A 5560-nucleotide genomic window follows, 5' to 3' on the forward strand; every position below is an offset into this window, starting at 1 on the left:
GAGAATGTTATGAGCCGATGGGTACAGCGTGTGTCCTATGTTGAAAATGAAGCCCTTGTCCGTATCAGGTTTTCAGATGATGTTGTGCCACTGATCACCAACCTAGAGAAGCATTTCACCAGTTATGAACTGGAGCAGGTAAGTAGCCTAACGAGTGCCTATGCCATACGTTTATATGAACTACTAATTGCATGGCGTAGCACTGGGAAAGTATCAATGCTTGAAACTAAGGAATTGAGGTCAAGACTTGGTGTATTGGACACAGAGCATCAACGGATGGAATCGTTTAAAAGACGAGTATTAGAGCCTGCTATTCAACAAATTAACGACCATACCGACATTAAGGCAGAATACGAGCAACATAAGCGAGGACGTTCAATCATTGGGTTTTCATTCAGCTTTAAACAGAAATCCAAGCCTAAAACAATCAACCATGAACGAGATCCAAGCACGGTTGATATGTTCTGCAACTTGTCAGACAGTCAGATAAATACTTATAGCTCAGTATTGTCTAAAGTCCACAGTATCAGCGACCTAGCAGGGAATAAGGACTATCAAGCATTTGCAATATGGATTGCCAATATTTTACGTGACCCGTCCAGTGTGCGAGAAGAAACGGCAAAACGCATATTCAAGGCATTGCGAACAGAAACAGATTTTAAAGGTTAAATGGGAGTATTACTAATGACTGATTTATCAAAACTAAGTGAAACCGAGCTATTAGCTATCTGGAATAAAGATAATTTTGGACTGAAAGGTCAACTATACAAACTAGAACAAGAGTACATCGAAGCCAAAGAAATATTGGATAACTGGCAGAATAAAGACCACCCACTTTATGAACGTCATCAAAGTTGTGTGGATGGTCTTATTACAAGGATTGAGCGTATAAAACAACAACTAAACAAATGCGAATAATCAGAAAAAATCTGTCTCGCCCTATGAGATAGTGTTTTCATCCTGATTGCTTTTAGATCGTTTTGACCGTAGCTCGTTTGCTTTATTCATCATCGAGCCAGCCATACGTCCACCAGTCGTAGAACCACTTAAACGACTACCAAGGTCACTTTTTAAAGCAGAACTCATATTCATGGCCATATTACCAGCCATAAAACCAGCTTTACCCATTGCACTCGATGGGCCTGTGCCAGTTGCTTGAGCCGTTTTAAGCTGTTCACTTGCCAACGCTCCAGCGCCTTTTGTAGCCATAGACGCACCAGCTGCACCAGCAGCAGCGCCAGCTGTCGCAGCAGCCACAGCACGTAGGGCAGAAGTTAAAGCAGCACCACTTCCAATAGATGAACCGTTAATCACACCTTGGAGCATATCAGGCACAATTTTGGTTAATGCCAGCAGTACCACACTACAGCCAATCATACCGACCAAACTTACATTGTCTTCAACATTAAAGCCCGTAGCCCACTCTTGGATAAAAGTAAGTCCAAGACCTGCAATCAATTGTAAGATAAATATTTTTGCACCGACTGAAACAGCATATTGAATAGTTTTCAAGGCATAGTCTTTCGTCCATTGCGAACCTGCAAACCCCATCATTAAGACACTAGCTGACACCACGATATACATTTCAACCAACGCCAAAACCAAGAACGCACAAATCAAGGCAAATGCAATCATGATAATGATTGAAGCAATCAGCATCCCCAATGAATCAATAGGCGACCAAGCACTTACCGAGTTTAAAATCTCTTGGACGATCTTCCAGCCGTTCACAAAAAAATCTGAGGGTGTAAGCAGACTGTAGCCACTGGCGGTAGATGCAGCCTGCCTGAAGCTATTTACAATCGCTTCAGCGAACGTTGCTGAGTTCATCAAAAGCCATGACATAAAGCCAGAATCAAAAAATTATTATGTGATCAGATTTCTTTTCTGCTCAAACTGCTCTTCAATTTTTGAACTCAAAAAATTGACAATAGGCTGCAAAGCATAATGCTCCTCTTGCCAATTTTGTTTGCCGATTTCCCCTCTATATTCCTGTATAAGTCGCTGCAATACGAATTTCTGCTCATCAGAAAGCTGAGACATAACCCATCGTGCAGCATTGTCTTTTGAAGCAATATCCTTCATCACTAAACTAAAATAGATCCGGCATAAAGCTAAAATCTGGTTTCTTTCATCTGCATCCTCATCCCAATGCGCTACAATTTCGGGATAAGTGTCAGACATTGCTTGCCATAGTTCTTGATCAGAAATTTCAGGTGCCCATTGGTTTAAAGCTGGCCCAAATAAAACTGTATGATGAGATCTCGCTTTTCTAAGCAATATACTAATATCTGGGTCTTTCTGTGAGCTCAATATTCCACCTTCTTTAAGCTCTTCACGCAGCCATTCACCAAATTGCATTTCATAACTTAAAGGATAAATTCCAGACTGAATCTCATCTTTTAATAAAATAGTAACTTCTAATGGCCTTTGTAATTCCCCAACAGGCTGTGAAATTTTTAGTAATTCTTGTGCAAGCTGCTCACGTAAAGCAGAAGTTAATGGTTGAGTGACCACGACCAGTACATCAAGATCACTTTCTGGCCCTAAACCACCGTCAACAGCTGAACCATAAAGATAAATTGCAAATAATGATTCCGCTAAAAGCTGCTGTAATTTTTCTTGTAGATATTCTAACTGAATTAAATCAGGCATCACTCACTCCTTTAATGGAAGATTAAATAATTCTCTATCTCGATTTTCGGTTAAGTATTTATCGAGTTGAGCCATTAACTTTTCATGAGCAACAGTGTCATTTTCGACGATTTTTAACATACAAGAGCCGATTAAAATCTTACGTCTTGTATCATTCTTTCGTTCTAACTCTTTTTGCTTAGAACGTTCACGAGCTACAGCAGCTTGTTTTTGAGCTTTTAACTGTTTTAACCGCTCTTGTTGCTTAGAAATTTGTTGTTCCAATGACTCAATTTTCATCTTTAACATACCTTTCAAATAGAGGAAATCCCCCTAAATCATAAGCGCACTTGAACATTGCTTTCAAGTTGCTATATGATTGTTGTGGGTTTTCCCGAAGGGCGCACTTTCCCAAACTAAAGTTTGGAGTGCGTAAGGGGACACCCCTTAACCCCGAAAAAAAATTTTCAATTTTTTTTTAAAAACACTTGTCAATGGGACTTTACATCGTGGCTATTTTTCACTTTTCAGTAAAAAATATTAGTCGATCAGATGGTCGAAGTGCTGTTGCGTGTGCTGCATATAGATCAGGGGAAAAATTGAAAGATGAACGCTATGGAAAAGAGCAGGATTACACGAAGAAAACAGGCATAGAATTTAAAAATATCTATGCGCCTGAAAACACCAAAAAAGAATTATTAGATCGGGAAACGCTTTGGAATACGGTCGAAACCATTGAAACTAGAAAAAACTCTCAATTATCAAGAGAATTTGAAGTTGCATTTCCTTGTGAATTAAACCAAGAACAACGAGAGAAGATGCTCAATGAGCTATGCGGAAAAATTGTAGAACGTCATAAGGTCGTTGTTGATGCAGTCATTCATGCCCCACATACCGCAGGCGGAAGTGATGACCGCAACTATCACGCCCACATCATGCTCACTACACGCAGCATTAACCAACAAGGCGACCTTGATAAAAAAACGAGAGAATTTAACGACAACGGCAAACAAGAAGTCGAACACTGGAGACAACAGTTTGCGGAACTCTGCAATCAATTTCTTGAACAGGTTGGCAGCCATGAGCGTGTCGATCACCGCAGCTACAAAGAGCAAGGTTTAGATTTAGAAGCCACACAGCATGAGGGTTCTACAATTACCCAACTTCGCAGACAGGGCAAGGACACTGAAATCAGTTTAAGTAACGATGCGATTAAGGCTAGAAATACAGAACGCCAATTAATTAAAGGACTTGAGCAAGAAATTTTAGCCACAGAACGCCTTGTTCATGACTTGGAACAGACCAGGGAAAATTTAGACCAGGAACAACGCCAAAAAGAAAAAGACCAGGAACAACGTTCCCCTGAAGAATTAACCAAAATTGCATATAGCGTTATTTCGCAATATAACGACGCTATAGCCACAGAAGCGAAAAACATAGCGTCATCTATCCAAAAAACAGAAATCGAGCAAATAAACGCTGTTTTGGAGCAAATAGAGCTATCTAAAAGCGATATTAAACACCAAAAAGAAGAACTAGGAAAAAGACCCCTGTTTTTTGGCGGAAAATGGGATACAGCAAATGCTGAAATTCAGAAGCAGTTGAACCAGCTGGAAGAACAAGAACGAGAATTGAGGAATAACTCCCCTCGATTTGAGCCTGAACGCTATACAGATCGGGCAAAACTGACTGTAAACAAGGCTAATCCAAACCTAAAAGCTAAATATGACCGAGCAAGAAATTATCTTGAGCGAGAACAACAACGGAAGTTAGCCGAACAGGAAAAACGAAAACAAGAAGCCAAAGCCATACAAGAACAAGAAAAACAGGCATTTTTTGCACGTAAAGCCTTGCGTGAACAAGGTAAGCATGAAGAAGCCAACAAGATGCTTGAAGCCGAAAAGCGGAATAGACCACGTTCAAGATAGGTATATCTATGGTGCAAAATATATGATTTTGCACCATAGATATACCTATTCTTTTTGGTGTTTATTAAAATTATCTAAACAATACATGGTTTTACAGAGCGAGTGTCTACGAGCGAACTAGCAATATTCGACCCTCGACCCTCTGAAAAACCGCTTTTAAATGACTTGAACCCTAGAAAATCTATATTTTCATGTTGAAATCTGCACCTAGACCGAGCGAAGCGAGCATAAAGCCTTATGAGCGAAGCGAATTCATAGTTGCTTTTGCTTTTAGATTTCACAAACAGGATTAACCGAAAAATTGCCCCTCGAAGCGAGCTTGCGAGCTTCAATAAAGTACGAGCTTTAGCGAGTACATAGGGCAATTTTGACCCCTCCCCTCTTTTTTAATTTTTTTATTTTTTTTAATTTTTAGGGTGACTGAAATCCTTATATAGCAATGGTTTCAGACTTTATATAGCAACGTTTATCTTGCAATATAGCAACGTTTATCTTGCAATATAGCAACGTTTATCTTGCAATATAGCAACGTTTATCTTGCATATTACAACATTGTTATATAATGTTGCTATAACAACAAAATTCGAATAAGTTGCTATGTATGAAAAAAGACCTAGTCGTTAAGGATAATGCGCTGATCAATGCCAGTTATAATTTAGACCTTGCAGAACAACGCCTAATCCTTTTAGCAATACTGGAGGCGAGGGAGTCTAATATCCCTAGTGACCGTGATTTAACTATCCATGCAGAAAGCTACATTAACCATTTCAATGTCCATAGAAACACCGCCTACAAAGTCTTAAAGGATGCTTGCAAAAACTTGTTTGAGCGTCGCTTTAGTTACCAAAAATTAACGGCTAAAGGCAATCTTGAGAATGTTATGAGCCGATGGGTACAGCGTGTGTCCTATGTTGAAAATGAAGCCCTTGTCCGTATCAGGTTTTCAGATGATGTTGTGCCACTGATCACCAACCTAGAGAAGCATTTCACCAGTTATG

General features: G+C 39.7%; 7 protein-coding genes. 4 read left to right on the top strand and 3 right to left on the bottom strand.

Annotated features, from left to right (window positions below; translation table 11 throughout):
* Together repM and FTV08_RS15700 are read left to right on the top strand one after the other, a co-directional pair.
* On the top strand, positions 1 to 669 hold a 669-nt coding region (repM, locus tag FTV08_RS15695; protein ID WP_180087642.1), incomplete at its 5' end, for a replication initiation protein RepM.
* Positions 670 to 684: 15 nt separating this feature from the next.
* A complete protein-coding gene (locus tag FTV08_RS15700) occupies positions 685 to 918 on the top strand; it encodes a hypothetical protein (RefSeq protein ID WP_065996352.1) in 234 nt (77 codons plus the stop codon).
* Between the two features lie 21 nt (positions 919 to 939).
* Here FTV08_RS15700 and trbL read toward each other — a convergent pair whose 3' ends face one another.
* From trbL to FTV08_RS15715, 3 genes are read right to left on the bottom strand one after another with little or no spacing between them, the layout of a single operon-like run.
* Positions 940 to 1845 (bottom strand): P-type conjugative transfer protein TrbL, encoded by a 906-nt coding sequence (gene trbL / locus FTV08_RS15705; RefSeq protein ID WP_204832353.1) that lies wholly within the window; start codon positions 1843 to 1845, stop codon positions 940 to 942.
* Between the two features lie 21 nt (positions 1846 to 1866).
* Positions 1867 to 2655, bottom strand: coding sequence for an ANT(3'')-II family aminoglycoside nucleotidyltransferase (locus tag FTV08_RS15710; RefSeq protein ID WP_005071978.1), 789 nt, complete (start codon positions 2653 to 2655; stop codon positions 1867 to 1869).
* A 3-nt stretch (positions 2656 to 2658) separates the two neighbouring features.
* A complete protein-coding gene (locus tag FTV08_RS15715; RefSeq protein ID WP_004919011.1) occupies positions 2659 to 2934 on the bottom strand; it encodes a hypothetical protein in 276 nt (91 codons plus the stop codon).
* Positions 2935 to 3143: 209 nt separating this feature from the next.
* On the opposite strand from FTV08_RS15715, the gene mobQ reads away from it, so the two are divergent.
* Together mobQ and FTV08_RS15725 are read left to right on the top strand one after the other, a co-directional pair.
* Positions 3144 to 4562 carry a MobQ family relaxase gene (gene mobQ / locus FTV08_RS15720; RefSeq protein ID WP_065996350.1) on the top strand — a complete coding sequence of 473 codons (1419 nt, stop codon included), beginning with the start codon at positions 3144 to 3146 and terminating at the stop codon, positions 4560 to 4562.
* 601 nt (positions 4563 to 5163) lie between these two features.
* Positions 5164 to 5560 (top strand): RepB family plasmid replication initiator protein (locus tag FTV08_RS15725; protein ID WP_180087643.1); only part of this gene is annotated, 397 nt, incomplete at its 3' end.

Source organism: Acinetobacter sp. YH12226 (assembly GCF_013417805.1).
GTDB lineage: Bacteria > Pseudomonadota > Gammaproteobacteria > Pseudomonadales > Moraxellaceae > Acinetobacter.

What these genes read in the sequence shown, in the direction of transcription:
- FTV08_RS15710 (WP_005071978.1), bottom strand. Translation starts at nt 2,655, where the DNA reads ATGCCTGATTTAATTCAGTTAGAATATCTACAAGAAAAATTACAGCAG.
- FTV08_RS15715 (WP_004919011.1), bottom strand. Translation starts at nt 2,934, where the DNA reads ATGAAAATTGAGTCATTGGAACAACAAATTTCTAAGCAACAAGAGCGG.
- trbL (WP_204832353.1), bottom strand. Translation starts at nt 1,845, where the DNA reads ATGTCATGGCTTTTGATGAACTCAGCAACGTTCGCTGAAGCGATTGTA.
- FTV08_RS15700 (WP_065996352.1), top strand. Translation starts at nt 685, where the DNA reads ATGACTGATTTATCAAAACTAAGTGAAACCGAGCTATTAGCTATCTGG.